A 25,901-nucleotide genomic window follows, 5' to 3' on the forward strand; every position below is an offset into this window, starting at 1 on the left:
CGCTCACAGCACGTGCTGGCCGTACATCTCCCCCAGCGGGTCGGCGATGAGCTCGATGCGGGCGCCGTCGGGGTCGCGGAAGTAGACCGAGACACCGGAGTGCACCTCGTGCTCCACCCCGGCCTCGGTGAGCCGCGCGACGAGCTCGTCCCACCGCTGCGGCTCGACGCTGATCGCCATGTGGTGCAGCCCGCCGAGGACCTCGGCGTAGGGGCCGACGTCGAGGCCCGGGAAGTCGAAGAACGCGAGCAGGTTCCCGTTGCCGATGTCGAAGAAGAAGTGCGAGGATCCCGGGTAGTCCCGGTTCTCGATCAGCTCGGTGAGCGGGAAGCCGAGGACGTCCTGGTAGAAGCGCACGGTCCGCTCGACGTCCGAGCTCACCAGGGCGGTGTGGTGCAGGCCGCGGGCGGTCGAGGCCGGCCGCTCCCCCGCGGGCTTCAGGTGGGCGGAGCGGATGCGGTCGCGGGCGGCGTCGAGGGCGGTGGTGTCGGTGGGGGTGCCGGTGTCGGTCATGGTGGTCAGCCCTTCAGCAGTGCGGTGAAGTCGGGGACGTCGTCGAACGCGTCGGTGCGGGTGGTGGCGGGCCGGGCCGCGACGGCGGACGCCAGCTCACCGGCGGCCCGCGCGACGCGGCCCTCCAGCGTGGTGCCCACCTCGGTCGCGCCCCAGTCCTCGGGCGCGGCGAACACCGCGGTCGGGACCGTCGCGGCCCGCAGGTACGCGAACAGCGGGCGCATCGCGTGCTCCAGGGCCAGCGAGTGCCGCGCCGTGCCGCCGGTCGCGGCGAGCAGCACCGGGGTGCCGGTGAGCGCGTCGCGGTCCAGGACGTCGACGAAGGTCTTGAACAGCCCGCTGTAGGACGCCGAGAAGATCGGCGTGACGGCGACGACGGCGTCCGCGGCGGCCACCGACTCCAGCACCGGCGCCAGCGCGGTGTTCGGGAAGCCGGCGACAAGGTGGTCGGCGAGGTCGCGGGCGTGCTCGCGCAGCTCCACGACCTGCACCTCGGCCCGCTCGCCCCGGTCGGCCAGTGCGGTGGTGACCGCGGTGGCGAGGCGGTCGGCCAGCAGCCGGGTCGACGACGGCGTCGACAGCCCGGCGCTGAGCACGACGATCCTGCGGGTGGTCATCACGCGACCTCCTTCTCCTGCGTCCCGGCGCTGCCGGTGTCGTCAGGGCTGCCGGTGCCCGCGGCGTCGCGGGCGGCGACCAGCGAGGCGTGGGTCGGCGCGTCCGGGACGCCCGGCGCACGCAGCGCGGCGAACTCCTTGCGCAGCACCGGCACGACCTCCTCGCCCAGCAGGTCGAGCTGCTCCAGCACGGTCTTCAGCGGCAGGCCCGCGTGGTCGATGAGGAACAGCTGGCGCTGGTAGTCGCCGACGTAGGCGCGGAAGCCCAGTGTCCGCTCGATGACCTGCTGCGGGCTGCCGACGGTCAGTGGGGTCTCGCGGGTGAAGTCCTCCAGCGAGGGCCCGTGCCCGTAGACCGGGGCGTTGTCGAAGTACGGCCGGAACTCGCGCACCGCGTCCTGGCTGTTGTGGCGCATGAACACCTGGCCACCGAGGCCGACGATCGCGCGCTCGGCCGGTCCGTGACCGTGGTGCTCCCAGCGCTTGCGGTAGAACTCGACCATCCGCTTGGTGTGCGACGCCGGCCAGAAGATGTGGTTGTGGAAGAAGCCGTCGCCGTAGTACGCGGCCTGCTCGGCGATCTCGGGGCTGCGGATCGAGCCGTGCCACACGAACGGTGCGACGCCGTCGAGCGGGCGCGGGGTCGAGGTGAAGCCCTGCAGCGGGGTACGGAAGTGCCCCTCCCAGTCGACGACCTCGGTGTCCCACAGCTTCCGCAGCAGCGCGTAGTTCTCGACCGCCAGGTTCAGGCCCTGGCGGATGTCCTGGCCGAACCACGGGTAGACCGGGCCGGTGTTGCCGCGGCCGAGCATGAGGTCGACGCGGCCCCCGGCCACGTGCTGCAGCATCGCGAAGTCCTCGGCGATCTTCACCGGGTCGTTCGTGGTGATCAGCGTGGTCGAGGTGGACAGCTGCAGGGTCTCGGTGACGCCCGCGAGGTAGCCGAGCGTGGTGGTCGGCGACGAGGAGAAGAACGGCGGGTTGTGGTGCTCGCCGATCGCGAAGACGTCGAGCCCGACCTGCTCCGCGTGCTTCGCGATGGTCAGGACGTCCTGGATCCGCTGGGCCTCGGTCGGCGTGCGGCCGGTCGTCGGGTCCGGCGTGATGTCGCTGACCGTGAAGACTCCGAACTGCACGGCTTCCTCCTCTGCTCGTCGACGGACCGTTGGTTGATCCGTCATCTACATCGTGCAGCAACATAGGTGATGCGTCAACTATTCCGGTAGGGTGGGCCCCGTGACACGGTGGCTGGACGAGCGCGAGCAGGCGGCCTGGCGAGGGCTGCTCCGGATGCAGGCGCGCCTGCAGGGCGAGCTGCACCGGCGGCTGCAGGCCGGGTCGGGGCTCTCGATCACCGACTTCGACGTGCTGGTGGCGCTGACCGACCGGCCCGACGAACGGTGCCGGGTGCTGGAGCTGGCGACATCGCTGGAGTGGGAGAAGAGCAGGCTCTCCCACCACCTGGCCCGGATGCAGAAGCGCGGCCTGGTCGCCCGCGAGGAGTGCGACGACGACGGCCGCGGCAACTACGTCGTGCTCACCGGGGCGGGCCGGGCGGCGATCGAGGCCGCGGCGCCGGGGCACGTGGACACCGTGCGGGAGCTGGTCTTCGACGCGCTGTCCGACGACGACGTGGCCGCGCTGACCCGGATCACCGCCGCGGTGCAGGCCCGGCTCGACGGCCGCGACCCCGCCTGACCGGCCCGCGGCACCGGCCCACGACACCGCCCGGTCGCGTTCCGCGGAACGCGACCCGGCCCCCCGCGACGTCCGCCCGGCGCGTTCCGCGGAACGCGCGACGGCCCGCACCGGGCGTCGCCGGTACGGGCCGTCGTGAGCGTGACCACGAATAGAACAGCAGGTCAGGGCACCAGGATGGCGCGGCCCCTGACCTTCCCGGCGTCGAGGTCGTCGAGCGCGGACTGGAAGTCGTCCAGGGCGTAGGTGCTGGTGTGCAGCGTGACCCGGCCGCGGGCGGCCAGCTCCATCAGGTCGCACAGGTCGTTGTAGGACCCGACCAGGTTGCCGACCACGTTCACCTCGGCCGAGATCAGGTCGATCGTCGGGACGTCGACGTTCTCGCCGTAGCCGACGACGTGGTAGTCCCCGGCCCGCCGCGTCATCGCCAGGCCCTGGGCGGTGGAGCCGCCCTCGCCGACGAAGTCGATGACGGCCTCGGCGCCGTTCCCGCCGGTGCGCGACAGGACCTCCTCGACCTGCCCGCCGTCGGCGACGATCCCGTCGTCGGCGCCGATCTCCAGCGCCAGCTTCACCGCGTCCGGGTTGCGGTCGAGCACGACCAGCCGGGCCGGGGTCAGCGCCTTCAACACCTGGATGCCGATGTGGCCGAGCCCGCCCGCCCCGATGACGACGCAGGTGTCGCGCGGGCCCAGCCGGCGTGAGGCCTTGGCCGCGGCGTGGTAGGCGGTGAGGCCGGCGTCGGCGAGGGCGGCGACGTCGGCGGGCTGCAGCGACGGGTCCAGCTTCACGACGCTGCGCGCCGAGGTGCGCAGGTACTCCGCGTAGCCGCCGTGGGTGTCGATGCCCGGGAACGCCGAGGCGGTGCAGTGCACGTCGTCGCCGGAGCGGCAGGCGCGGCACAGGCCGCAGGTGGCGAGCGGGTGCAGGATGACGCCGTCGCCCTCGCGGACGTGGGTCACGGCCGACCCCACGGACTCGACCCAGCCCGCGTTCTCGTGGCCGATCGTGTAGGGCAGCGCGACCTGCGACTTCTCCGCCCACTGCCCCTCGAGGACGTGCAGGTCGGTGCGGCACACCCCGGCCCCGCCGATCCGGACGACGACGTCGAACGGGTCGACGACCTCCGGCTTCGGGACCTCGGTCAGCTCCATCGGCCGGTGGTAGCCGACCACCTGTACTGCTCTCACGACACGGATCCCTTCACGGACTCGGGGTAGCGGGTCTTCAGGAGCCCGCGGCAGAAGTGGGCGTTGCCCTCGATGGAGATCCGCACCGAGCGGGCCATCCGCAGCTTCAGCGGGACCTGCTCGGCCGGGTACGGGACGCCGTCGTGGCCGACCAGGACCGGCCGGTCGCCGCCGGTGGGCAGGCCGATCGCCGCGCGGCGGCGCAGCAGGGCGTCGGTGGCCGGGCCCGCGGGCAGGTCGGCCAGCGTGACGCCGTGCAGCGACTCGGGCGTCCGGTCCGGGTCGACCCGCAGCAGCCCGGTGAGCGAGCGCTCCATCGCGGCGGTGTGCGCCTTGCGCCGGAAGGTCTCGCGCAGCTCGTCGAGGTCGGACTCGGCCTCGTGCCGGAAGGTGCCCTTGTAGCCGGCGTCGGCGGCCAGCCCGGCGTTGATGAGGTCGGAGTCGTGGTGGTCGTCGAGCTCGACCACGACCTCGCCGGTCCAGTCCAGCGCGGTGAGCACGTCCTTCGCGTCCGAGCACATCAGGTACGCGAAGTTCGGCGCGCAGAACGCGGTGGGCAGGCGCAGGTGCACGGTGACCCGGTCGCCGTCGACGTCGAGGGAGCGGACGAACTCCAGGTCGGTGATCGGCTCGTCCAGCTCGGGGTCGACGACGGCGTCGAGCGCCCGGAACGCCTGGTCCGCACGCGAGGTGCGGGCGAGGGCGGGGGCGCTCACGACGCCACCGGGACCTCGGTCGGGGTCTCGTCGCGCAGCCGCAGCTCGGCGGGGACCTCGATGTCGTACATCGCCGCGGCGTTGAGACCCAGGATCTTCTTCTTCTGGGCGGTGGTCAGCGGCGCGTACTCGGACAGCTCGTCCGGGATCTCGAAGTCCACGAAGCGCTCGACCAGCCAGCGCGGGGTCCAGATCGCGTAGTCGCTGGAGAACTGGATGCGGTCCTCGCCCAGCCAGTACAGGAGCTCACCGATGATCTGGCCGAAGTACTTGGGCCGGGTGTGGATGAACGGCATCGCGACGGCCAGGCCGGCGTGCACGTTCGGCTCCTGGGTGGCGATCCAGCAGAAGTCCTCGAGGCGCGGCAGGCCGCAGTGCTCGATGACGAAGTTCAGGTCGGTGAAGTCGGTGGCGGCCTTGTCCACGTCGGCGACGTCGAACGCGTCGCGGTCCAGCGGGCGGATGGTGGGGCCCTTGTGGATGTGGATGTTGCGGATGCCCAGCTCCTGGGCCGCCTCGAAGTACTTGTAGGACCAGTAGTCGTCGAGCTTCCAGCCGCGGGACTCGCCGTGCCACTCCGCGGTGTAGAGCTTCGCGCCCTTCAGGCCGAAGCGCTTCGCGTCCTCGCGCAGCTGCCGCAGGCCCTGCTCGCCGTTGCGCGGGTCCCAGTTGTGGTTGTAGGTCAGCTTGTCCGGGTGGGCCTGCGCGAGGGCGAACGCCTCCTCGGTCCGGCCGAACCCGGCGGTGTAGAACTCGCCGAGGTGGGCGGGCTGGAAGACGGCGTGGTCGACGTGGCCGTCGGTGAACAGGTCCTTCATCAGCCGCTCGCCGCCCTGGTAGAGGTAGTCCTCGTAGGGCCAGACCTCGGACTCGGGGCTCAGGTTGCGGTGGTAGTCGTAGAAGCAGTCGATGAACTGCTTGCCGTGGATGTTGCGCTGGTTCTCCGGGCGTGCGTCCCAGAGCGCCACGTGGGCGTCCACGATGAAGTAGGACTCACCGTTCTTCGAGTACATCGTCGTCCCTCTCAGGTCGCGGCGAGGTGGTGGGCACCCCGCGACTGCGCGGGCCGGTGGGGATCCCGCGTCCGTCGGCGACGGTAGGAACGGCGGCGCCCCGGCGGTCGTGATCACCGTCTCAAGCTGAGACGAGACGGCGTCGCGACGGCGTCGCCGATGTGACACGGTCGTGAGCAGCAGGTACGAGGAGGTACGCGCGATGGGGCAGTCACTGGCTCCGGCCCGGATCTCGGCGTCCTGGGCGCGCAGCGAGACCTACGGCGCTCCCACCGAGGCGGTCGACCCGGCGTTCACCGGCGCCGTCGACGACGGCTCGCTGTTCGCCCGGTGCGGCGGCGAGGTGCTCGCCGGGCTGCACGAGGGGCTGCCGGGCGAGCCGATCTCGCTGATGCTGACCGACGCCGACGGCATCGTCGTCTCCCGGCTGTGCGACGAGCGCGCCCTGCTCGACGCGCTGGACCGCACCTACCTCGCGCCCGGGTTCGCCTTCGGCGAGCGGGAGGCGGGGACCACCGGGCTCGGTCTGGCCCTGGCCGACCGGGTCCCGTCGCTGGTCCGCGGGGACGAGCACTACTGCACCGGGCTGTGGGGCTACACCTGCGCGGCGGCCCCGGTGCTCGACCCCGTCGACGGGTCGCTGCTCGGCAGCATCAACCTCACCACCTGGTCGCAGCGCTCCGACGGTCTGCTGCTCGCGCTGGCGCGCACCGCCGCCGGGCAGACCTCGGCGCTGATGCTCGCGCACGGACGCGGCGCGAGCCCCCGGCGCGCGCCGCGCGGCGAGGTCTTCCGGGTCGCCCCGCAGCCCGTCGGCGGGACCGCGGCGCTCGGCCCGGCCTGGGCCGCCGCGCTCGACGAGGTCCGCGACGCGCTGCGCGACGGCGCCCGGGTCGGGGTGGTCGGCGAGCCCGGTGCGGGCAAGTCCGCGCTGCTCGCCGCGGCCCTGCGCACCGTCCGCCCTCGGCACCGGGTGCTGCACGCCCGCCCGCCGGCCGCCGAGGACGCGGTGTCCTGGCTGTCGCTGTGGTCCCCGGAGCTGGGCAAGGACGACACCGCGGTCATCGCGGGGCGGGTGCACGAGCTGCCCGCGCCCGTCGCGACCCGGCTGGCGGCGCTGGTCCGGTCGCTGCCGCGGGCGTCGCTGAGCGTCACCGCGGGCGGTGTCGACGGGATACCGGACGCGCTGTCACGGCTGCTCGACGTCGTCGTCGAGGTGCCGGCGCTGCGCCACCGTCCCGAGGACGTGCCGGTGCTCGCCGCGCACCTCGCCCGCGACGGCGTCACTTTCACCGACGCCGCCGCCCGCGCGCTGCGCACCTACTCCTGGCCCGGCAACGTCGAGCAGCTGCGCCGCACCGTGCGCGACGCCGCCGCCCGCAGCAGCCTCGTCGACGTGCGGCACCTGCCCCCGGAGCTGCTCGCGACCCGGTCGGGCTCGCTGACCCGGATCGAGTCGCTGGAGCGCGACGAGCTGGTCCGCTGCCTCACCGAGCACGGCATGAGCGTCACCCGGGCCGCGGAGACGCTCGGCATCAGCCGCGCGACGGCGTACCGGCGGGTGCAGCGCTACGGGATCACGACCTCCCGGTGAGACCGTTGCGGCATGATCGGTGACGTGCCGCAGACGGTCCTGGTCGCCGACGACGACCGCGCGATCCGGGAGTCCCTCGCCCGTGCCCTGGAGCTGGAGGGCTACACCGTCGTGGGTGCCGCCGACGGAGTGGAGGTCCTCACCCGGGTCCGCCGTGACCCCGTCGACGCGCTGGTGCTCGACGTGATGATGCCCGGCCTCGACGGCCTCGGGGTGTGCCGTGTGCTGCGCGCCGACGGCGATCGCACCCCGGTGCTGATGCTGACCGCGCGCGTCGAGACCCCGGACCGGGTCGCCGGGCTGGACGCCGGCGCCGACGACTACCTGCCCAAGCCCTTCGAGCTCGACGAGCTGCTGGCCCGGCTGCGCGCGCTGCTGCGCCGGGCCGCCCCGCCGGGCGACGAGCGGGGCGGCGCCCTCGCCGCGGGTGGGCTGCGGCTCGACCCGGCCGCGCGTCGCGCCTGGTGGGAGGCCACCGAGCTGACCCTGACCAAGACCGAGTTCGACCTGCTGGAGCTGCTGGTGCGCAACGTCGGCATCGTGCTCGACCACGCGGGCGTCTACCAGCGGATCTGGGGCTACGACTTCGGCGCCGACTCCAAGAACCTCGCCGTCTACATCGGCTACCTGCGGCGCAAGCTCGCCGCGGCGGGCGCCGGGGAGGTGATCCACACCGTGCGCGGGGTGGGGTACACGGTGCGCCGCGGATGACGCTCGGCACCCGGCTCGCGGTGGCGTTCGCGGTGGTCGCCGCCGTCGTCGCCGCGACGGTCGGGGTGCTCAGCTACCGCTCGGCGTCGGACCGGATCTCCGACGAGATCGACCGCAGCCTGCAGGCCACGACGACCGCGCTGGCCGGCGGACAGACCGCGGTGCTCGGCGAGCCGGTCGCCGAGCTGCCCGACCCCGACGGCCCGGGGCCCGGCATGCACGACTGGGACGACCCGCGCCAGCTCGTCGGGCGGCGGATCGGCGCCGACGGCACCGTCGTCCCGCTCGGCGGACGGGAGGTCGACCTCCCGGTGTCCGCGGCCGACCGGGCACTGGCCGCCGACCCCATGGGCGGGGAGGCGACGAGCACCGAGGTCCGGGTCGGTGACCAGACCTACCGGGTCCTCACCACCGCGGTCGGCGGCTCGGCGCTGCAGGTCGGTGTCGACGTCGACCGCTCCCGGCGGGTCCTCGCCGGGACCGCGCTGGAGATCGCGGTGGCCTCGGTCCTCGTCGCGCTGGTCGCCGCCGTGCTGGGGCGGCTGCTCGCGAGCCGGATCACCCGGCGCCTGGTCCGGCTGACCGCGCTCACCGAGCAGGTCGCCGAGTCCGGGCTGGGCGAACGCGTCGTGCCGGTGGAGGGCCGCGACGAGGTCGCCCGGCTCTCGGCGTCGGTCAACACGATGCTGCGCCGCCTCGCCGACGCCCGCGACGCCCAGGAACGCCTGGTCCAGGACGCGGCGCACGAGCTGCGCACCCCGCTGACCAGCCTGCGCACCAACGCCAGCGTGCTGCGCCGGATCGACCGGCTCCCCCCGGAGTCGCGCGAACGGCTCGTCGCCGACATCGACGGCGAGACCCGGGAGCTGGCCCGGCTGGTCGAGGAGCTGGTCGAGCTGGCGCTGGCCCGGCGCACCGACGAGCCGGAGACCGAGGTGGACCTCGCCGCCGTCGTCGGGGCGGCGGTGGAGCGCACCCGGCGGCGCACCGGGCGCACGATCACCGTCGACGACGACGGCGGCGGCGCCCCCCTGCTGCGGGGGCGGGCCTCCGGGCTGGAGCGGGCCGTGGGCAACCTGCTCGAGAACGCGGCGAAGTTCGACGCCGACCCCGACCACGTCGTCGAGGTGGAGGTGCGGGGCGGGACCGTGACGGTCGCCGACCGCGGCCCCGGCATCGACACCGGGGAGACCGAGCGGATCTTCGACCGCTTCCACCGCGCCGACGCCGCCCGCGCCCTGCCCGGCTCCGGGCTCGGACTCGCGATCGTGCGCGACGTCGCCCTCGCCCACGACGGCACCGTCTTCGCCGGCAACCGGCCCGGCGGTGGCGCCGCGGTGGGCTTCACCGTCGGCGCGCGGCGGCTCTCACCGGATTCCGACCCTTCTCATGCCGACACCTCACCGGACGCGACGAGCCTCGGGGGTACCTGACCGCCGAGCCCCCCGGGGAGCCGATGTCCACCCTCGCCGTCCGTCCCGCTCCCCCACCCGCCCGGGTCGCCCCCGCCGGCCGGCGCGCCCGGCTCGACTCCCGGGTCCGTTTCGGGTCCGGGGTCGCGCTCTGGGCCGCGCTCCTGCTGGTCACCTGGTGGTGGGCGGCCGACGGCGGGCTGCGCGACCTGGGCGGCTGGGCGTCCGGACTCACCTCGGCGGGCCGGCTGACCGGGCTGGTCGCGTCGGTCCTGCTGCTGGTGCAGGTGCTGCTCATGGCCCGGGTCCCGGTGCTGGAGCGGGCGTTCGGCCAGGACGGCCTCGCCGCCGTCCACCGCACCGTCGGGTTCGTGTCGTTCACCGGGATGCTCGCCCACATCGGACTCGTGACCTGGGGCTACGCCGCCGGGGACCTGTTCGCCACCCCCGGCACGCTGTGGGACCTCACGTGGGACACGCCCGGGATGCTGCTCGCCGCGGCGGGCACCGCCTGCCTGGTGCTGGTCGTCGTGACCAGCGTGCGCGCCGCCCGGGTACGGCTGCGCTACGAGTCCTGGCACCTGCTGCACCTCTACGCCTACCTCGGCGCCGGGCTCGCGCTGCCGCACCAGCTGTGGACCGGGCAGGAGTTCACCGCCTCGACCGCGCGCACCGTGTTCTGGTGGGGGCTGTGGGGCGCCGCACTCGGCGCGGTGCTCCTCTGGCGCGTCGCGCTGCCGGTGGCCCGCTCGGTGCGGCACCGGATCGTGGTCACCGCGATCGTGCCCGAGGGCGACGGCAGCGTGTCCGTGCACCTGGCCGGGCACCGGCTCCACGCACTCGGCGCCCGCGCCGGACAGTTCCTGACCTGGCGCTTCCTGACCGGCAGCGGCTGGACCCGGGGCCACCCGTACTCGCTGTCGGCGGCACCGGACGGCCGCGCGCTGCGGATCACCGTCAAGGACCTCGGCGACGGCAGCGCCGCCGTGGCCGGGCTGCGTCCCGGGACCCGGGTCCTCGTCGAGGGCCCCTTCGGACGGCTGACCGCGCACGCCCGCACCGCGCCGGACGTGCTGCTCATCGGCGCCGGGGTGGGCATCACACCGCTGCGGGCGCTCGTCGAGGAGTTCGTCCACGACCCGGCGGGCCCCGGACGGGTCACCCTGGTGCACCGCTTCGCCGACGAGCCCCTGTTCGCCCGCGAGCTCACCGCCCTGTCGGCGGGCGGGCGCTGCGAGCTCGTCCCCGTCGCCGGTCCCCGTCGTCGCGACGACTCCTGGCTCGGCCACGGCGTCGGCCCGGGCGACGACCTCGCCGCGCTGCGCGCCCGGGTGCCGGACCTGGCCCACCGCGACGTCTACGTCTGCGGCCCCACCCCGTGGACCGCCCTGGTCGTGCGCACCCTCGCCGCGGGCGGCGTCCCCGCCGACCGCGTCCACGTCGAACACTTCGGATGGTGACCCCCGTGCGCCGCATCGTCGTCGGCCTCATGGCCACGCTCAGCGCCCTCACCCTGCTGTTCGGGTACCGGACCTCGACCTCCGGCCCGGAAGCCGCCGCGACCACCACACCGCTGCCCACCTCCTCCGGGACCTCCGCCCCGTCCGGGACGTCCACGACCGGCGCGGGCGCGACGACCGCGACCTCCGGCGGGACCACCGTCACCGGGGACGCCGCGCAGACCCGGTACGGACCGGTGCAGGTGCGGATCACCGTGGCCGGCGGACGGATCACCGCCGTCGACGTGCCCGAGTACCCCGACGGCGACGGCAGGGACCAGCGGATCAACGCCATGGCGGTCCCGCAGCTCGTCGACGAGACCGTCGCCGCGCAGGGCGCGGGCATCGACATGGTCAGCGGCGCGACCTACACCAGCGACGGCTACGTCACCTCGCTGCAGAGCGCGCTGGACCGGGCGGGGCTGCCGTCGTGACCGCGCCCGTCCGCCACGTCGACCACGTCATGGGGACGGCGGTGTCGCTGGCCCTGCGCGGCAGGCACACCGCCGACGCCGCCGCCCGCGACGCGTGGGCCGCCGTCGTCGCCGACCTGCGTCACGCCGACGCCGTGTTCAGCACCTACCGCCCGGACTCCGCGGTCTCCCGGATCGGGCGCGGTGAGCTCACCGTCGCCGACGCACCGGCCGAGGTCGCCGAGGTCCTCGCGATCGGCGACGCCGCGGCCCGCGCCTCGGGCGGGGCGTTCACCGTCCGGCCGCACGGGCGGCTCGACCCCTCCGGCGTGGTGAAGGGCTGGGCCGTCGAACGTGCCTGCCGGCACCTGCGTGCCCTCGACGACACCGGCTGGTGCCTCGCCGCGGGCGGGGACCTCCAGGCCCGCGCCGCCGACGACGGGGAACCCTGGCGGATCGGGATCGAGGACCCCGCCGACCCGCGCCGGCTGGTCGCGACCGTCCCCGTCGTCGACGGCGCGGTCGCCACCTCCGGCACCGCGCACCGCGGACACCACCTCGTCGACGGCCGCACCGGCCGGGTCCCGCACGGGGTGGCCCAGGTGACGGTGCTCGACGCGTCGCTGACCCGGGCCGACGTCGACGCGACGACCGCCTACGCACTCGGGTCCGGAGCCGCGGGCTGGCTCTCCCACCGGGCCGGGCGCACCGCGCTCGTCGTCGGCGCGGACGGGGCCGCCGTCGCCGTCGCGGGCCCGCACCACCCGGACGGGTGACGCGCTCACCGGACCGGCGCTACCGGTGGCCGTGCTCACGGCCGTGGCGGGTGCTCCGGGCCTGCCGATCCCGGCCGACGGTGGGACGATCGATGTGCCGGGCAACGACGCCCCGGGAGACCCGGCGGCCGGCCCGGCCACGGACCTCGACACCGCCAGCCGACGGCGCGGTCACACCCGGTGACGAGGAGCCCGCGTCGTGCGACGACGGCGGGGCGCCCGCCGCCCGGTGCGGCACACAGGGCACCATTCGGTGTAGGACCTGATGGGAGGCGTTCGTGTTCGGACTCGCGGACACCGTGGCCGCACTGCTGGCCGCGATCCCTGCTGCGCCCGTCCGGTCGCTCCTCGTGATCGGGGTCGGGGCGTTCCTCGAGGGTCCGATCGTCACCGTCGCCGCCGCCGCGCTCGCCGGGGCCGGTCAGCTGCCCTGGTGGGGGGTGTGGCTGGCCGCGCTGGTCGCCGACGTCGTCGGGGACACCGCGCTCTACGCGCTGGGCCGCAACGGCGACCGGCCGGCCGTCGCCCGCGTGCTGAACCGGCTGGGCCTGACCGAGGAGCGCCGCGAGGTGCTGACCCGCGAGGTCCACACGCACCTGCCGCGGATCGTCATCGGCGCCAAGCTCGTCGACATCGGTGCGATCCCGGCCTACCTGGCGGCCGGGCTGTCCAAGGTCGGCTACCGCCGCTTCCTGGCCTGGATCATCCCCACCACCGCGGTACGCGCCGCGGTGCTCGTCGGGATCGGCTACGCGGCCGGTGACCGGCTCGCCACCGACCTGGAGTCGCGGCCCTGGCTGCTCGTCGTCGGCGGGATCGCCGTCGGGCTGACCCTGGTCCTCGGCCGCACCGCGATCGTGCGGGCCACCGGCTCGCGACGCCGCGCCGACGCCCGGTCCTGACCGGGTCGACCCCCTCGCGCCGAACGTCCCCGACGTCCCGGGGCACCCCCGGCGTGTCGCCACACCCCGGACCACCCCCGGCGAGCACCGTCCGGGACGCACGGCCGGACCACGGGAGAGGACCACGCGGTGAGCACGTTGACCTGGGCCGAGGCGATCGTGATCGGGGCGATGCAGGGCGTCGCCGAGCTGTTCCCGGTCTCCAGCCTCGGCCACAGCATCCTGCTGCCCGCCGTCGTCGGCGGGAGCTGGGCGGCCGACCTCGACGTGAGCGCACCGCGGTCGCCGTACCTGGCGTTCGTCGTGGGGCTGCACGTGGCGACGGCACTGGCCCTGATCGTGCACTTCCGCGCCGACTGGGTGCGGATCGTGCGTGGACTGGTGACCTCGGTGGCCCGCCGCGAGGTCCGCGACCCCGACCAGCGCCTGGCCTGGCTGCTGGTGCTCGCGACCGTCCCCGTCGGGCTGGCCGGGCTCGCACTCGACCGGGTCTTCCGCACCTATCTGGCGCTGCCCGTCCCGACCGCGCTGTTCCTCGTGCTCAACGGCGCCGTCCTGCTGGTCGTCGAGCACCTGCGGCGACGCCCCGCACCCGCCCCCGCGACGACGGCCGCCGGCGGCAGGGCCGAGCCGGGGACGGTGCTGCTCGCCACCGAGGTCGCCTCCGACCACCGCATCGCCCGGCTCCGCGTGCGTGACGTGGTGACCGTCGGCGCGGCCCAGATCGCCGCGCTGGCCCCGGGGATCAGCCGGTCGGGGTCCGCGATGACGGCCGGGCTGCTCAAGGGCCTCCCGCACGTCGACGCGGCGCGGCTGTCGTTCCTGCTCGCGACGCCGGTCATCCTGGCCGCGGGCGTGCTGAAGCTGGGCGACCTCGCCGGTCCGCTCGGGGACGGCATCCGGCCGCAGATCCTGGTGGGGAGCCTGCTGTCCGGGCTCGGGGCGTACCTGTCGGTGCGGTTCCTGTCCCGCTACTTCGAGACCCGCTCGCTGCGCCCGTTCGGGATCTACTGCGTGGTCGCCGGGCTCGGCTGCCTGCTGTGGTTCACCGTCCGCTGACGAGGAGCAGGATCGTGGTCATGAGCGACCCGTCGGCCGACCCGCACCGGCACGCCCTGGACGCCATCCGCCGCGAGCTGGACCGGCTCGGCGACGGCGGGCGCCGCATCGTGCCCGCCTGGAAGCGGGTCACCCCCGGCGAACACCGGTGGCCCGCCGCGGCGGCGATCGTCGTCGCGATCGGGCTGCAGCTGCTGCTGCCCGACCAGCTCACCCTGGTGTCGCGGTGGCTGCTGCCGTCGCTGGAGCTGGTGGTGCTGGTCGTGCTCGCGGTGGCCGGCCCGGCCCGGATGGACCGCGAGTCGGCGCTGCTGCGCGGCCTCGGGCTGGCCCTGGTCGGGCTGCTGAGCGTGGCGAACGCGGTGTCGGCGGGACTACTGGTCACCGCGATCCTCGACGGCTCCTCCGGCGGCTCGGCCGCCCCGCTGCTGGCCAGTGGGGCGGCGATCTGGCTGACCAACATCATCGCGTTCGCGGTCTGGTACTGGCAGCTCGACCGCGGCGGGCCGGCGGCGCGGGCGCACGGCCGCCGTCCCACCGCGGACTTCCTGTTCGTGCAGATGCAGAGCACCGACCCGCACGACGCCGACTGGGAGCCCCGCTTCGCCGACTACCTGTACCTGTCGTTCACCAACGCCACCGCGTTCAGCCCCACCGACGTGATGCCGCTGAGCCGGTGGGCGAAGATGCTGATGCTCGTCCAGGCGCTGGTGTCGCTGGTGACGATCGCGCTCGTCGTCTCCCGCGCCGTGAACGTCCTGGGCGGCTGAGTCCCGGGCGGAACTCAGCCTCCCAGGAGGGTCCGCAGCACCCCCGGTGCGTCCGACGGGCCGGCGACCGGCGCCCACCGCGCGTTGCTGCGCGCGGCCAGCTCGGCCGCCTGCTCGTGGTCGGACTCCGGAGCCAGGATCAGCAGCTCCGGGACCCGCCGCGCCGCCGGGACCGGGTCGTGGTCGTCGGTGGCCCGGCAGTCCGAGAGCAGCACGACGATCCGCCGCTCCGCCCGCGTCCGTTCCAGCTGCGCGGTGGCCGCCCGCAACGCACCGGACAGCGCGGTCACCCCGTGCCCGCGCAGGCCCAGCACCCGGTCGACGACCGCCGACGGCGGACGGGTGGACCCGATGTCGCGCAGGACCTGGGTCTCGGCCGCGAACGACAGCACCGCGTGGTCACCGGGCGCCCGGAACGCGCAGGCCGCGGCGGTCAGCGCCGCCGCGGCGAGCCGGTCCCCGCCCATCGACCCGGACGCGTCCACCACCAGGCACAACGCGAGCGCGGGCCGCGCCCAGGTGCGCGCGGTCAGCTCGTCGAGCCCGACCGGTCGCCGCGCCGCGCGGGCCTCGGCGACCGCGCCCAGCGAGGCGTCCAGGTCCAGGTCGCCGCCGCGGTCCGCCGGGACCGCCCGCAGCCTGCCGATGCCGCGCCGGGTGACCCGGCCGGAGCGGCCGATCTCCAGCACGACCCGGCCGGCGAGCCTGCGGGCCGCCGCCCGCAGCTTCTCGTCGGTGGCCTTGCCCATGTCGATGAGCAGCGTCAGCGTCTCGTCGGGACGCTCGGCCAGCGCGGCGTCGAACGCGTCGACGTCGAGCACCCCGACCTCGGGCGAGATCTCGGTGAACCCCGGGTGGCCCGCCAGGGAGCTGCGGGCCACCGTGCGGTCCTCCGGGCGCGCACGCGGCCGGGACGGACGGGTGGAGCCGTCCGCGGGCCGGGGACCGCCCGCCGGTGGCGGGCTCAGGCTCCCCCCGACGCATCACCGCCGTCCGGTGCCTCGTCGGCGTCCTCGGCGGGTTCCCGGCCGAACTCGGCCGTGTACAGCTCGCGGACGATGTCCTCGGCGCTGCGGGAGCCGGACTCCGTGAGCCGGATCCGGCCGGACAGCGCGACCAGCGCCGCGTCCAGCCCGGCCCGCCAGTCGGTGGTCTTCCGGCCGCGCCGGGCGGCCAGCGCCGTGGTGATGCGGACGATGTCGATCGCCCCGCGTACCGAGGAGCCGACGTGCACGTCCGGGTGCTCCCGGGTCCGGCGGACCAGGGAGACGACCTTGGCCCGCCACTGCTCGTCGACCGCGGGGCCGCGCAGCGCGACGACCGCGGTCTCGTCCCCGGCGGTCTGGTAGCCCATCGCGATCCGGCAGACCCGGTCGTAGACGGCGGAGGAGATCCGGGCGGTGCCGACGGCGTCGAACGGGTTCATCGCGGCGACCAGCCGGAAGCCGCCGTGCGCGGTGATCCGGCCGAGCCGGGGAACGTGCAGCTCGCCCTCGCTCATCACGGTGATGAGGACGTTGAGGGTCTCCTCCGGGATCCGGTTGATCTCCTCGACGTAGAGCAGGGCACCGGAGCGCAGCGCCTCGGCCAGCGGGCCGTCGACGAAGGTCTCGGGGTTGTAGCCGCGCTCCAGCACCTGGGCCGGGTCGAAGTGCCCGACCAGCCGGGCCGGGGTGAGCTCGGCGTTGCCCTCGACGAACACGAACGGGAGCTCGGCCTCCTCGGCCACCGACCGCAGCAGCGTCGTCTTCCCGGTGCCCGGCGGGCCCTCCAGGACGACGTGGGCGCCGGCCTCCAGCGCCGCGACGAGGAGCTCGACCTCCCGGCCGCGGCCGACGACGGGGGTCCCCGCGGGGCCGGCCGCAGCCGGTCCCGCGGGGTTCGTGACAGACCCCATCAGTGCTCGTGGACGAGGACGCCGCGGACGTTCTTGCCCGCGAGCAGGTCGTCGTAGCCCTCGTTGACCTGCTCGAGGGTGTAGGTCCGCGTGATGATCTCGTCGAGCTTCAGGTCCCCGCTCTGGTAGAGGCCGAGGATCTTGGGGATGTCGACGGTCGGGTTGCAGTCGCCGAACAGCGAGCCCTTCACCGTCTTCTTGAACAGGGTCAGGATCGAGCCCGGCAGCTGGACGTTGGTCGTCGAGAGCTTGTTCAGGCCGGTCAGCACGACGGTGCCGCCCTTGCCGGTGTTCTCGAACGCGCCGGTGACGATCTCCTCGGTCACGATGCCCGCGGTGACGATCGTCTTGTCCGCGCCGTTGCCGTTGGTCATCGCGCGGGCCAGGTCACCGGCCTCGGCGGCGGTGGCGACGGCGTGCGTGGCGCCGAGCTCCATCGCCTTCTCGCGCTTGTTGGCCAGCGGGTCGACGGCGATGAGGTTCTTCGCGCCGGCGTAGCGGGCGCCCTGGACGGCGTTGATGCCGATGCCGCCGACGCCGGCGACGATCACCGTGTCGCCCGGCTCGACCTTCGCCGCGTTGACCGCGGAGCCCCACCCGGTGGGCACGCCGCAGCCGACGAGCACGGCCTTGTCCAGCGGGAGGTCGTCGTCGACCTTGACCACCGAGTTCTGGTGGATCGTGGAGTACTGGGAGAACGTGCCCAGCATGCACATCGCGCCGTACTGGCCCTTCGGCCCGGTGAAGGGGAAGCGCTCGCCCGGCAGGTAGCCCTCGAGGATGGTCGCGCCCATGTCGCAGATGGCCTGCTGCCCGGTCGCGCACCAGCGGCAGACCCCGCAGTTGGGGATGAACGAGCAGACGACGTGATCGCCCGGCTTCACCCGGGTGACACCCGGGCCGACGTCCTCGATGATCCCGGCGCCCTCGTGCCCGAGGACCATCGGCAGGCGCGCCTCGAGGTCGCCGTGCGCGATGTGGACGTCGGAGTGGCACAGCCCGGCGTGGGTGTAGCGGATGAGGACCTCACCCTGCTGCGGCCCGTCGAGCTCGAGCTCCTCGATCTCGATCGGCTTGCCGGCCTCGTAGACGACTGCTGCCTTGGTCTTCACGGGCACGCTCCTCTGCGCTGGTGACGTCGGTGTCGTCCCGATCCTGTCCCACCCGCGGGGGTGTGGCGTGTTCCACATGTGGACACGTGCGCACTGCCTCATACCCGGGCGGCGCTACGCCTCCGCCACGTCGAGCGCGCGCATCCGGCGGTACAGGGTGGTGCGGCTGATCCCGAGCGCCCGCGCGGCCTCGCGCTTGTTGCCGCCCGCGACCGTCAGGGCGTGCTGGATCGCGACCCGTTCGGCGCGCTCCCGGCCGCCGAGCCGGGTGGTCCGCGGGCCGGGCCGCAGGTGCTCCGGCAGGTCGTCGACGTCGATCCGGCGGGTCCCGGGCAGGTGCGCCAGCTCGGTCACGACCCGGGTCAGCTCGGTGAGGTTGCCCGGCCAGGCGTACGCGGACAGCGCCGCGACCGCGGACCGGGTCAGGATCAGCTCCCGGCCCGGCCGGACCCGCGCGGCGACGTCGGCGACCAGACCGGGCAGCTCGTCGCGGCGTTCGCGCAGCGGCGCGAGCTCGATGCGGCTCGCGCACCGGGCGACCAGCCGCGCCGCCGGGACGGGCAGCTCCCCGACCGGGCCGCAGGTGAGCACGAGACGGGTCGGGCCGGCGTCGAGCAGCGGGCGGAGCACGGCGCAGAGCTCCTCGGGCAGGACGTCCACGTCGTCGACGACGACCGCGGGCACCCCCTCCCCGACCAGCGCGGACAGCCGGGCCGCCCAGTCCCGGGACGGTCCGGTGAGGGCGTCGGTGGCCGCCAGCACGACCGGGTCGGCGATGCCGAGCAGCCGGGCCGCCTCGGTGCTGCGCCCGGTCCCGGGCTCGCCCGCGACCAGCACCGAGCGCCCGGTGGGGACCGGCCGCGCGGTGCGGCGGACCGGCTCGCGCGGCGCCGCACGGACCGGGACGAGGTGGAACAGCACGCCGTCCGCGGTGTCCGCGACGGTCTCGGCCCGCACCCGGATCCCGGCGCCGTCGGGCGCCTCCAGCACCCGGGTCAGCGGGCCGTTCTCGACGACCTCGGTCCGCAGCGTCGCGAGCAGGTCCATCCCGCCCTCGCCCAGCACGGTGACGGCGCTGCGGTTGGTCAGCACCACGTCCGAGCCGAGGACCGCGATCGGCGACGAGCGCCGCCGGGTGGCCTCCTGGAAGGCGAGGAACAGCCTGCGGTCGCCGTCGCGGGCGGTCTCGACGATCCGCTCCTCGATGTCCCGGGCGGCACGCGAGAGCAGCGGCGCGAACAGCGGGTGGGCGCGCCCGCCTACGACGGTGATGTCGAGGACGCCCTCGGTGCGGCCGCGCAGCGGGTGCCGGATCGGGTGGCCGAAGCAGCTGACGCCCTTGAGCCCGGCCAGGAAGTGCTCCTCGCCGTGGACCGCGATGCCGCGGCCGGTCTCGGCGGCCGTGCCGATCCCGTTGGTCCCCAGCACCTGCTCGTCGGCGGCCGCCCCGACCACCAGGCCGATGTCGTCGAAGGCCGAGTCGAGGGTGCGGTCGTCGCACCAGATGTCGAGGATCCGGCAGTCGCGGTCGGCGAGCTGCACCGAGAACGGCTCACCGGCGAGCTCGGCCGCCAGCGCCCGCAGCACCGGCTCCGCGGCGACGGCGAGCCGGCCGACCCGGTCGACCTCCGCGACCTCCGGCCGGTCGGCGCCCTCCGGGTCGATGCCCGCCAGCCGCGCACGCCGCCAGGACGAGGCGATGTGCTCGCGCACGCCCCCCGGGGCGGATCGGCCGACGGCTCCGTCGAAACCCATGGCGCACACCTTCCGTGACCGTGGTGACGGAGGCGACACTACCCGCGCCCGGCCGGGTCCCCGGTCGTGTGCGGGCGGGCGGGGTGCAGGATCGTCCGACATGGACCGACGCGTGCACGCGTTCACCGACGACGCCCTGGGCGACGACGACGGCGTCGCCCTCGCCGAGCGGCTGCGCCGCCGTGAGGTCGCGCCCGCCGAGCTGCGCGCCGCCGTCGCCGCGCGCGCCGCCCGGGTCGAGCCGCACCTGCACGGACTCGCCCTGGACCGCACCGCCGACCCCGTCACCGGGGACGCCGGCGGCCCGCTGGCCGGGGTGCCGACGCTGGTCAAGGACAACGTCGAGGTCCGGGGCTGGCCCGCGGGCCACGGCACCCGGGCGTTCGTCCCGGCCCCGTCGCGCGAGCACGCCGAGGTGACCCGGCAGCTGCTCGCGTGCGGGCTGGACCTGCTGGGCACGACCCGGATGCCGGAGTACGGCCTGAACGCCTCCACCGAGTTCGCCGACGCCGAGCCGACCCGCAACCCGTGGGACCCGCGCTTCTCGGCCGGCGCGTCGTCGGGCGGGGCGGCCGCGCTCGTCGCCGCCGGGGTGGTGCCGCTGGCCCACGCCAACGACGGCGGCGGCTCGATCCGCATCCCGGCCGCGGCCTGCGGGCTGGTCGGGCTCAAGCCGTCGAGGGGGCGGCTGGCGCCGAACGCGACCGGCACCCGGATGCCGATCGACCTCGTCGCCGACGGCGTGGTGTCCCGCTCGGTGCGCGACACCGCGGTGTTCCTCGGCGCCGCCGACCGCGGGCGCCGCAACCCGGCGCTGCCCCCGCTGGGCCTGGTCGAGGGCCCCGCCCGGCGACGCCTGCGGGTCGGGCTGCTGCTGGAGTCCCCCACCGGCGCGGCCGTCGACGCCGACACCCGCGAGACCGTCACCGCCGTCGCGGAGCTGCTCGCCAAGCAGGGCCACGAGGTGTCCGAGGCCGTCACCGGGGTGGGGACCCGGTTCGTCGACGACTTCCTCGACTACTGGGGGCTGCTCGCGTTCTCCGTGGTCACCGGCGGGCGGCTGCTGCACGGGCGCACCTTCGACCCGCACCGCCTCGACGGCCTGACCCACGGCCTGGCCGACCACTACCGTCGCGCGCTGGCCCGCACCCCGGTGTTCCTGCACCGGCTGCGCCGGGTCGCGGCCACCCACGCCGAGCTGTTCACCCGGCACGACGTGCTGCTCTCCCCGGTGCTCGCACACACCCCGCCGGAGATCGGGTGGCTCGCGCCGACGGTGCCGATCGAGCAGCTCACCGCCCGGCTGCTCGACTACGTGGCGTTCACCCCGCTGGCCAACGTCGCCGGGGCGCCTGCGGTCGCGCTGCCCGCCGGGGCGACGGCCGGCGGCCTGCCGGTGGGGGTGCACCTGGAGGGCACGGTCGGCGACGAGCGGACGCTGCTCGAGCTCGCGTACGCGATCGAGGCCGACCGCCCCTGGCGGCGGATCCGGGACTGAGCCGCTCAGACGTTGCCGCGGCGCTCCTGCTCCCGCTCGATCGCCTCGAACAGCGCCTTGAAGTTGCCCTTGCCGAAGCCGAGCGAGCCGTGCCGCTCGATGAGCTCGAAGAACACCGTGGGCCGGTCCCCGACCGGCTTGGTGAAGATCTGCAGCAGGTAGCCGTCCTCGTCGCGGTCGACGAGGATCCCGCGGGACGCCAGCTCCTCGATCGGCACCCGCACCGACCCGATCCGGGCCCGCAGCTCCGGGTCGGAGTAGTAGGCGTCCGGGGTGTCGAGGAACTCGACGCCGCGGGAACGCAGCACGTCGACGGTGGTGAGGATGTCGTTCGTCGCCAGCGCGAGGTGCTGGGCGCCGGGGCCGCGGTGGAAGTCCAGGTACTCGTCGATCTGGGACTTCCGCCGGCCGGGGCTGGGCTCGTTGAGCGGGAACTTCACACGGTGGTTGCCCGACGCGACGACCTTGCTCATCAGCGCCGAGTAGTCGGTGGCGATGTCGTCGCCGATGAACTCGGCCATGTTCGTGAAGCCCATGATCCGGTGGTAGAAGTCCACCCAGGAGTCCATGCGCCCGTACTCCACGTTCCCGACGACGTGGTCGAGCGCCTGGAACAGCCGGCGCGGCGCGTCCGCGGGCCGGTCCACCGATGAGCTGCGGGCGACGTGGCCGGGCAGGTACGGGCCGGTGTAGCGGGACCGGTCGACCAGGGTGTGCCGGGTGTCGCCGTAGGTGGCGATCGCGGCGGAGCGCACGGTGCCGTGCTCGTCGGTCGTGTCGTGCGGCTCGACGAGCACGGTGGCGCCCTGGGCACGGGCGTGGGCGATGCAGCGGTCGACGTCGGGGACCTCGAGGGCGATGTCGACGATGCCGTCGCCGTGGCGGCGGTGGTGGTCGGCGACCGGGCTGTCCGGGTCGACGGCGCCACGCAGCTCGAACCGGACCGCGCCCGAGCGCAGCACGTAGGAGTGGTGGTCGCGGTTGCCGGTCTCCGGCCCGGAGTACGCGACGAGCTCCATGCCGTAGACGACCTGGTAGAGCTGCGCGGCCTGGGTGGCGTTGCCGACCGCCCAGACCACGGCGTCCCAGCCGGTCACCGGGAACGGGTCGGCGGAGTCGTCGTGCTCGACGAGGCCGACCAGGCGGTGCAGGGCGGCGGCGTCGAGGTCGGCGAGCTTCTCGGAGTCGGTGAGGATGTCCATCAATGCTCTCCCGTCAGCGTGCGGGCGGCCAGGTCCTGCGCCGCGGTGACCGTGCTGGTGCCGTGCGTGCGGGCGTCGGCGAAGACGCCGGTCAGGGTGTCGCCGATCGCGCGGGTCCGGTCGGCGACGGCGTCGGCGCTCCAGCCGAGGACCTCGCGGCCGACCAGGTGGATGGCGCCGCCGGCGTTCGCGACGAAGTCCGGGGCGTGGACGATCCCGCGCCGGCGCAGGACCTCGGCCGCGTACGGGTCGGCGAGCAGGTTGTTCGCCGCGCCCGCGACCACCGCGGTGGGGACGGTCGCGGCGACCTCGGCGGTGATCAGCCCGCCGGTGGCGCACGGGACCAGCACGTCGCACTCGCGGGTGGTCACCGCTCCGGTGTCGACCACCTCGGCGCCCAGCTCGTCGGCGGCCGCGGCGCAGCGGGCCGGGTCGACGTCGGTGACGATCAGCTTGGCCCCGGCGTCGGCGGCGAGCCGGGCGACGTCGGCGCCGACCGCGCCGAGCCCCTGGACCAGCACCCGCAGCCCGTCGACGCCGTCGAACCCGGCCTCCGCGACTCCCGCGCGGATCGCGGCGAACACCCCGAGGGCGGTCATCGGGCCGGACGAGCCGGGCCCGCCCGCCGCGACCGAGCGGCCGAACACGTGCGGGGTCAGGCCGGCGAGCACGTCCATGTCGGCCGAGCAGGTCCCGACGTCCGGGCCGGTGGTGTAGTTCCCGCCGAGCAGCTCCAGGTTGGCCGCGTGGATCTCCAGGATGCGCCGCCAGGTCGCGTCGCCGAGCTCGGCGCGCGGCGCCGGGAGCGCGATCACCGACTTGCCGCCGCCCATCGGCAGGCCCGCGACGGCCATCTTCAGCGTCATCGCCCCGGCCAGGCGGCGGGCGTCGGCGACGGCGTCGGCGGGCGAGGGGTAGACCATCGCGCGGGTCCCGCCCGACGCCGGGCCGAGCCGGGTCGAGTGCACCCCGATCACGAACCACGCGCCCGTCCCCCGGTCGTACCGGACCGAGGTCAGTTCGCCGTCCCACTCGGGCAGAGCCATCCCGCGCCTCCATCGCCTCGCTGGTGTGCAGCGAGGACACCCCTGACCCCGGTATCTGCGCAACCGGCCCATCACGAGCTGCACATCGACGGCAGGTCACCGGGCCACAGTGCCGGTCGACCTGGACGGATCGTCCAGGAGACCGGCGTCACTCCCGGGGCCCGTCGCCCGCGTCCGTAACCTGGACCGGTGACGACCAGCGACGCCACGACGCCCGCCGACCTGCGCGGCAGGCCGCGACCGCCGGTCCACCCGCGGACCGCGCCGTCGGACCCGGCCGGGCTGGACCCCGAGCGCGCCGCGCTGCACGCCCGCATCGCGACCGGCCCGCGCCGCGCGCAGGCCCGGGTCCCGCTGGTCGACGACGCCGACCGCCTGCTCGGCCCGTTCGCGACGATGCTGTTCTCCCCGCGCATCGGCGACGCCGTGCAGCAGGTCGGCGCGGCCCTGCGCACCGACGACGACCTCCCGCCGCGGCTGCGCGAGCTGGCCGTGCTCGCCATCGCCGTGCACCACGGGTCGGCGTTCGAGTGGTCCGCGCACGAGGGCCTCGCCCGCGACACCGGGCTGTCCGGGGCACAGCTGCAGGCCCTGCTCGACGGCGGCGTCCCCGACGGCCTCGACGAGGCCGAGCGGGTCGCGCTGACCACCGTGCGGGCCCTGCTCACCCGGCACGACCTGGGCGACGGCGCCTACGCCACCGCGCTGCGGGCACTGGGCCGGGACACCCTCGCGGCGCTGGTGTGGCTGACCGGGTACTACTCGATGCTGGCCACGGCACTCGCCGTGTTCCGGCCGGAGTGAGGCCGGGTAACCCGCGTGGAGAGGGGAGGGTCGCGATGAGCACCGCACCGAGCACCGCACCGGACGGGGTGCGCGTGGCCGCGGCCATGCACACCTTCCCCAAGACCTGTGGACCGGCCACGACCGTCGCGCAGGCGTGGGCGGCGTTCGAGCGGCCCAAGGTGCACTCGCTGCTGGTCCTCGACGCCGGGCGGCTGCTCGCCGTGGTCGACCGGGCAGACCTGACCGGGGCCGGCCCGGACGAGCCCGCCGCGCCCCTCGGGACGCTCGGCGGGCGGGTGGCCCACGCCGGCGACGACCTGGCGTCGACCTGGGCGGCGATGGCCGACGCCGGGCGGCGGCGGGTCGCCGTCGTCGACGACGCCGGCCGGCTGCTCGGGCTGCTCTGCCTCAAGCGGCACGGTCGCGGGTTCTGCTCCGACGCGGGCATCCAGGCCCGGATCGACGAGCGCGCGGCGGCCCCGGACGGGCCGTGAGGCCGCCCACCGCGGGGAACACCGGCGCCGGGCCGGACGCTGGACGGGGTGACCACCTCCGACGCCGCCGTCGCCACCCGCAGTCGAGAGGACCCTCCCGGTGACCCACCCCGACGACACCGTGCTCCTGGACGGGGGCGTCGCCATGCCCCGTGTCGGGTTCGGCGTGTCCGAGTCCCGCGACGCCCGCGCCGCCGTCGCCGAGGCGCTCGCGCAGGGCTACCGCAGCATCGACACCGCCGCCGTCTACGAGAACGAGGCCGGCGTCGGCGCCTCGCTGGCCGGGTCCGGCCTGCCCCGCTCCGAGCTGTTCGTGACCACCAAGGTCTGGAACGTCGACGGCGACCGCCCCGACGCGCTGGGCGCGGCACGGCGCAGCCTGGACCGGCTGGGGCTCGACCACGTCGACCTGCTGCTCGTGCACTGGCCGAACGACGACCTCGGGCACTGCCTGTCGACCTGGGAGGCGATGGAGCAGCTGCTCGCCGAGGGCCGCACCCGCGCGGTCGGGGTGTCGAACTTCCGGCCGTCGCACCTGCGCAGGCTCCGCTCGCTCGGCGGCCGGCTCCCGGCGCTCAACCAGGTCGAGCTGCACCCGCACCACCAGCAGCCGGACCTGCGCGCGGTGCACGCCACGCTGGGCATCGTCACCGGCGCCTGGAGCCCGCTGGGCCGCGGCGCGGTCCTCGGCGAGCCGGTCCTGGCCCGGATCGCCGACCGGCACGGCGTCACCCCCGCCCAGGTGGTCCTGCGCTGGCACCTGCAGCAGGGCACCGTCGCCGTCCCGAAGTCCGACGACCCGGGGCGCATCGCCGCCAACCGCGACCTCGCCGGGTTCACCCTCGACGGGGCCGACCTCGACGCCGTCGCCGCGCTGCACCGGGCCGACGGACGGGGCCGGATCGGCCCGGTGCCCGACCGGGTGGACCGCATCGCGTCCTGAGTGACGTGTGTCACGTCCGCGTGAGGACGGCGGAGCGAGCATCCTCGAACGACCAGTCCATCGAGGAGGCAGTCGTGTCGTTCACCGACAAGGTCAAGAACAAGGCCGAGAACGCCGTGGGCGTCGCCAAGGAGAAGGCCGGTGCGGCCACCGGCGACCGGGAGCTCCAGGCCGAGGGCAAGGCCGAGCAGTCGAAGGCGTCGCTGAAGGACGCCGGCGAGAAGCTCAAGGACGCCGCCGGCAACGTGAAGGACGCGTTCGGCGGCTCGAAGGGCTGAGTTCGGC

The 25,901-nt window shown here is 75.0% G+C and carries 27 protein-coding genes; 15 read left to right on the forward strand and 12 right to left on the reverse strand.

Features of this window, described 5'->3' with window-relative positions:
• Positions 1–3: 3 nt before the first annotated feature.
• The 3 genes from KPL57_RS30185 to KPL57_RS30195 are packed head-to-tail and all read right to left on the reverse strand — an operon-like array spanning position 4 to position 2,266.
• Positions 4–513 (reverse strand): VOC family protein, encoded by a 510-nt coding sequence (locus KPL57_RS30185; RefSeq protein ID WP_226354073.1) that lies wholly within the window; start codon positions 511–513, stop codon positions 4–6.
• A gap of 5 nt (positions 514–518) precedes the next feature.
• The gene (locus KPL57_RS30190; protein ID WP_226354074.1) at positions 519–1,130 is read right to left on the reverse strand and encodes a CE1759 family FMN reductase; all 612 of its coding nucleotides are present in this window, start codon (positions 1,128–1,130) and stop codon (positions 519–521) included.
• Positions 1,130–2,266 (reverse strand): LLM class flavin-dependent oxidoreductase, encoded by a 1,137-nt coding sequence (locus tag KPL57_RS30195; RefSeq protein ID WP_226354075.1) that lies wholly within the window; start codon positions 2,264–2,266, stop codon positions 1,130–1,132. The genes KPL57_RS30190 and KPL57_RS30195 overlap by 1 nt, the downstream gene beginning before the upstream one ends.
• A gap of 100 nt (positions 2,267–2,366) precedes the next feature.
• Here KPL57_RS30195 and KPL57_RS30200 point away from each other — a divergent pair, with 100 nt between their 5' ends.
• Complete coding sequence (locus tag KPL57_RS30200) at positions 2,367–2,828, forward strand: MarR family winged helix-turn-helix transcriptional regulator (RefSeq protein WP_226354076.1); 462 nt, start codon at positions 2,367–2,369, stop codon at positions 2,826–2,828.
• A gap of 164 nt (positions 2,829–2,992) precedes the next feature.
• On the opposite strand, the gene KPL57_RS30205 is transcribed toward KPL57_RS30200, so the two are convergent.
• Genes KPL57_RS30205 through KPL57_RS30215 form a run of 3 tightly spaced genes read right to left on the reverse strand, consistent with a single transcriptional unit; the run spans position 2,993 to position 5,747 of the window.
• Positions 2,993–4,018 carry an NAD(P)-dependent alcohol dehydrogenase gene (locus KPL57_RS30205; protein ID WP_226354077.1) on the reverse strand — a complete coding sequence of 342 codons (1,026 nt, stop codon included), beginning with the start codon at positions 4,016–4,018 and terminating at the stop codon, positions 2,993–2,995.
• The gene (locus tag KPL57_RS30210; protein ID WP_226354078.1) at positions 4,015–4,734 is read right to left on the reverse strand and encodes an iron-sulfur cluster assembly protein; all 720 of its coding nucleotides are present in this window, start codon (positions 4,732–4,734) and stop codon (positions 4,015–4,017) included. The genes KPL57_RS30205 and KPL57_RS30210 overlap by 4 nt, the downstream gene beginning before the upstream one ends.
• Positions 4,731–5,747, reverse strand: coding sequence for an amidohydrolase family protein (locus KPL57_RS30215; protein ID WP_226354079.1), 1,017 nt, complete (start codon positions 5,745–5,747; stop codon positions 4,731–4,733). Before KPL57_RS30215 ends, KPL57_RS30210 begins: the two co-directional genes overlap by 4 nt.
• 202 nt (positions 5,748–5,949) lie before the next feature.
• Here KPL57_RS30215 and KPL57_RS30220 point away from each other — a divergent pair, with 202 nt between their 5' ends.
• The 9 genes from KPL57_RS30220 to KPL57_RS30260 all read left to right on the forward strand — a co-directional run bounded on the left by KPL57_RS30220 (position 5,950) and on the right by KPL57_RS30260 (position 14,883).
• The gene (locus KPL57_RS30220) at positions 5,950–7,341 is read left to right on the forward strand and encodes a helix-turn-helix domain-containing protein (protein WP_226354080.1); all 1,392 of its coding nucleotides are present in this window, start codon (positions 5,950–5,952) and stop codon (positions 7,339–7,341) included.
• A gap of 12 nt (positions 7,342–7,353) precedes the next feature.
• Positions 7,354–8,052: a response regulator transcription factor gene (locus KPL57_RS30225; RefSeq protein ID WP_255656658.1), complete on the forward strand. Its 699-nt coding sequence runs from the start codon at positions 7,354–7,356 to the stop codon at positions 8,050–8,052.
• Positions 8,049–9,485, forward strand: coding sequence for a HAMP domain-containing sensor histidine kinase (locus KPL57_RS30230; protein WP_226354081.1), 1,437 nt, complete (start codon positions 8,049–8,051; stop codon positions 9,483–9,485). The genes KPL57_RS30225 and KPL57_RS30230 overlap by 4 nt, the downstream gene beginning before the upstream one ends.
• Positions 9,486–9,508: 23 nt before the next feature.
• Positions 9,509–10,924 carry a ferric reductase-like transmembrane domain-containing protein gene (locus tag KPL57_RS30235; RefSeq protein WP_226354082.1) on the forward strand — a complete coding sequence of 472 codons (1,416 nt, stop codon included), beginning with the start codon at positions 9,509–9,511 and terminating at the stop codon, positions 10,922–10,924.
• 5 nt (positions 10,925–10,929) lie between these two features.
• The gene (locus KPL57_RS30240; protein ID WP_226354083.1) at positions 10,930–11,397 is read left to right on the forward strand and encodes an FMN-binding protein; all 468 of its coding nucleotides are present in this window, start codon (positions 10,930–10,932) and stop codon (positions 11,395–11,397) included.
• A complete protein-coding gene (locus KPL57_RS30245; RefSeq protein ID WP_226354084.1) occupies positions 11,394–12,152 on the forward strand; it encodes an FAD:protein FMN transferase in 759 nt (252 codons plus the stop codon). The genes KPL57_RS30240 and KPL57_RS30245 overlap by 4 nt, the downstream gene beginning before the upstream one ends.
• Positions 12,153–12,430: 278 nt before the next feature.
• A complete protein-coding gene (locus tag KPL57_RS30250) occupies positions 12,431–13,054 on the forward strand; it encodes a DedA family protein (protein ID WP_208822936.1) in 624 nt (207 codons plus the stop codon).
• Positions 13,055–13,183: 129 nt separating this feature from the next.
• Positions 13,184–14,113 carry an undecaprenyl-diphosphate phosphatase gene (locus tag KPL57_RS30255; RefSeq protein WP_226354085.1) on the forward strand — a complete coding sequence of 310 codons (930 nt, stop codon included), beginning with the start codon at positions 13,184–13,186 and terminating at the stop codon, positions 14,111–14,113.
• A gap of 20 nt (positions 14,114–14,133) precedes the next feature.
• Complete coding sequence (locus KPL57_RS30260; protein ID WP_226354086.1) at positions 14,134–14,883, forward strand: DUF1345 domain-containing protein; 750 nt, start codon at positions 14,134–14,136, stop codon at positions 14,881–14,883.
• 14 nt (positions 14,884–14,897) lie between these two features.
• Here the strand turns inward: KPL57_RS30260 and KPL57_RS30265 are convergent, their stop codons facing one another.
• From KPL57_RS30265 to KPL57_RS30280, 4 genes are all read right to left on the reverse strand, one after another.
• Entirely contained in the window at positions 14,898–15,764 is an 867-nt protein-coding gene (locus tag KPL57_RS30265) for a VWA domain-containing protein (protein WP_226354087.1), read from the reverse strand.
• A gap of 83 nt (positions 15,765–15,847) precedes the next feature.
• A complete protein-coding gene (locus KPL57_RS30270) occupies positions 15,848–16,780 on the reverse strand; it encodes a MoxR family ATPase (RefSeq protein WP_226354088.1) in 933 nt (310 codons plus the stop codon).
• Entirely contained in the window at positions 16,780–17,892 is a 1,113-nt protein-coding gene (locus KPL57_RS30275; RefSeq protein ID WP_226354089.1) for an NDMA-dependent alcohol dehydrogenase, read from the reverse strand. The genes KPL57_RS30270 and KPL57_RS30275 overlap by 1 nt, the downstream gene beginning before the upstream one ends.
• A gap of 114 nt (positions 17,893–18,006) precedes the next feature.
• Positions 18,007–19,647, reverse strand: a complete 1,641-nt coding sequence (locus KPL57_RS30280; RefSeq protein WP_226354090.1) for a sigma-54-dependent Fis family transcriptional regulator — start codon at positions 19,645–19,647, stop codon at positions 18,007–18,009.
• Between the two features lie 100 nt (positions 19,648–19,747).
• On the opposite strand from KPL57_RS30280, the gene KPL57_RS30285 reads away from it, so the two are divergent.
• Positions 19,748–21,145, forward strand: a complete 1,398-nt coding sequence (locus KPL57_RS30285) for an amidase (protein WP_226354091.1) — start codon at positions 19,748–19,750, stop codon at positions 21,143–21,145.
• A 5-nt stretch (positions 21,146–21,150) separates the two neighbouring features.
• On the opposite strand, the gene hppD is transcribed toward KPL57_RS30285, so the two are convergent.
• Both hppD and KPL57_RS30295 read right to left on the reverse strand, forming a co-directional pair.
• Positions 21,151–22,347 (reverse strand): 4-hydroxyphenylpyruvate dioxygenase, encoded by a 1,197-nt coding sequence (hppD, locus tag KPL57_RS30290; protein ID WP_226354092.1) that lies wholly within the window; start codon positions 22,345–22,347, stop codon positions 21,151–21,153.
• Positions 22,347–23,393, reverse strand: coding sequence for a Glu/Leu/Phe/Val dehydrogenase dimerization domain-containing protein (locus tag KPL57_RS30295; RefSeq protein WP_226354093.1), 1,047 nt, complete (start codon positions 23,391–23,393; stop codon positions 22,347–22,349). The genes hppD and KPL57_RS30295 overlap by 1 nt, the downstream gene beginning before the upstream one ends.
• 189 nt (positions 23,394–23,582) lie before the next feature.
• On the opposite strand from KPL57_RS30295, the gene KPL57_RS30300 reads away from it, so the two are divergent.
• From KPL57_RS30300 to KPL57_RS30315, 4 genes are all read left to right on the forward strand, one after another.
• Positions 23,583–24,197 (forward strand): carboxymuconolactone decarboxylase family protein, encoded by a 615-nt coding sequence (locus KPL57_RS30300; protein ID WP_226354094.1) that lies wholly within the window; start codon positions 23,583–23,585, stop codon positions 24,195–24,197.
• A gap of 35 nt (positions 24,198–24,232) precedes the next feature.
• Complete coding sequence (locus KPL57_RS30305; protein WP_073576711.1) at positions 24,233–24,673, forward strand: CBS domain-containing protein; 441 nt, start codon at positions 24,233–24,235, stop codon at positions 24,671–24,673.
• Between the two features lie 145 nt (positions 24,674–24,818).
• Entirely contained in the window at positions 24,819–25,616 is a 798-nt protein-coding gene (locus tag KPL57_RS30310; protein ID WP_226356591.1) for an aldo/keto reductase, read from the forward strand.
• A gap of 74 nt (positions 25,617–25,690) precedes the next feature.
• On the forward strand, positions 25,691–25,894 hold the full coding sequence (locus KPL57_RS30315) for a CsbD family protein (RefSeq protein ID WP_208822960.1): 204 nt from the start codon (positions 25,691–25,693) through the stop codon (positions 25,892–25,894).
• Positions 25,895–25,901: the final 7 nt, after the last annotated feature.

The sequence above is a fragment of the Pseudonocardia sp. ICBG601 genome (assembly GCF_020496245.1).

Coding starts and splice junctions, on each gene's coding strand:
- KPL57_RS30185 (WP_226354073.1), bottom strand. CDS start 513: ATGACCGACACCGGCACCCCCACCGACACCACCGCCCTCGACGCCGCC.
- KPL57_RS30190 (WP_226354074.1), bottom strand. CDS start 1,130: ATGACCACCCGCAGGATCGTCGTGCTCAGCGCCGGGCTGTCGACGCCG.
- KPL57_RS30215 (WP_226354079.1), bottom strand. CDS start 5,747: ATGTACTCGAAGAACGGTGAGTCCTACTTCATCGTGGACGCCCACGTG.
- KPL57_RS30220 (WP_226354080.1), top strand. CDS start 5,950: ATGGGGCAGTCACTGGCTCCGGCCCGGATCTCGGCGTCCTGGGCGCGC.
- KPL57_RS30225 (WP_255656658.1), top strand. CDS start 7,354: ATGATCGGTGACGTGCCGCAGACGGTCCTGGTCGCCGACGACGACCGC.
- KPL57_RS30230 (WP_226354081.1), top strand. CDS start 8,049: ATGACGCTCGGCACCCGGCTCGCGGTGGCGTTCGCGGTGGTCGCCGCC.
- KPL57_RS30235 (WP_226354082.1), top strand. CDS start 9,509: ATGTCCACCCTCGCCGTCCGTCCCGCTCCCCCACCCGCCCGGGTCGCC.
- KPL57_RS30260 (WP_226354086.1), top strand. CDS start 14,134: ATGAGCGACCCGTCGGCCGACCCGCACCGGCACGCCCTGGACGCCATC.
- KPL57_RS30270 (WP_226354088.1), bottom strand. CDS start 16,780: ATGGGGTCTGTCACGAACCCCGCGGGACCGGCTGCGGCCGGCCCCGCG.
- KPL57_RS30280 (WP_226354090.1), bottom strand. CDS start 19,647: ATGGGTTTCGACGGAGCCGTCGGCCGATCCGCCCCGGGGGGCGTGCGC.
- KPL57_RS30285 (WP_226354091.1), top strand. CDS start 19,748: ATGGACCGACGCGTGCACGCGTTCACCGACGACGCCCTGGGCGACGAC.
- hppD (WP_226354092.1), bottom strand. CDS start 22,347: ATGGACATCCTCACCGACTCCGAGAAGCTCGCCGACCTCGACGCCGCC.
- KPL57_RS30295 (WP_226354093.1), bottom strand. CDS start 23,393: ATGGCTCTGCCCGAGTGGGACGGCGAACTGACCTCGGTCCGGTACGAC.
- KPL57_RS30305 (WP_073576711.1), top strand. CDS start 24,233: ATGAGCACCGCACCGAGCACCGCACCGGACGGGGTGCGCGTGGCCGCG.
- KPL57_RS30310 (WP_226356591.1), top strand. CDS start 24,819: ATGCCCCGTGTCGGGTTCGGCGTGTCCGAGTCCCGCGACGCCCGCGCC.